This window comes from Segatella copri (assembly GCF_003465495.1).
GTDB classification, from domain to species: Bacteria; Bacteroidota; Bacteroidia; order Bacteroidales; family Bacteroidaceae; genus Prevotella; species Prevotella copri_G.
Genome location: NZ_QSAV01000024.1, coordinates 1 through 611 on the forward strand (window position 1 = coordinate 1; position 611 = coordinate 611).

The 611-nt window shown below is 38.0% G+C and carries 1 pseudogene; it reads right to left on the reverse strand.

The window, feature by feature from the left end:
• Positions 1-504 (reverse strand): annotated as a pseudogene (locus DWV53_RS08455) (transposase); the annotation flags it as partial.
• Between the last annotated feature and the right edge of the window lie 107 nt (positions 505-611).

Consider the following 611-nt stretch of genomic DNA (forward strand, 5'->3'; position numbering starts at 1 on the left):
GATATAGAAATCTACCATAGTCTTGTTTCTAAGACTCAGTTCTTTATTACTTAGCGACTGGTGTGCTTTTAACATCATGCAGTCTTTGGCATCAATATCAATGAGGCCAATACCCATGATTTCGAGACCATGTTTAACAGACTGTGCACATCCCGACCAAAAACGACCGATATGTGGAGTCTTCTTGCCAGCTTTGCTGATGTAGCTGGGATCAATGGCAATAGCCCATCTTCCCTGTTTACCAAAGAAGCGCTTGGCAAGTGAGACATTAAGTTTGAGCCAGTCAATGCTTTTCGACTTTTTTAAGCCGAATGCGTTGCGATAGGTTTGCTCAACATGCGAGCCATACCTCCCCATTTGGGTGAAATTTATCTTTCTTGGTATTACCATGAACAAAATTATCACCTCGATGAGTATTTTCTCGAAACTTTTTGTTAACTTTGCAGCCGAATCTTCAACTGCATCTTTAAAGATATCCATATATTGGTCAAGTCCTGTATTCATATAATTTTGCGTTTGTCGTGATTTGCAAAGTTACTGAAAATCAGCGACTTGACCAACTTTTTATAGTTAAGTTTTCATAAGCATTTCTTAATATAAGTTATTGATTT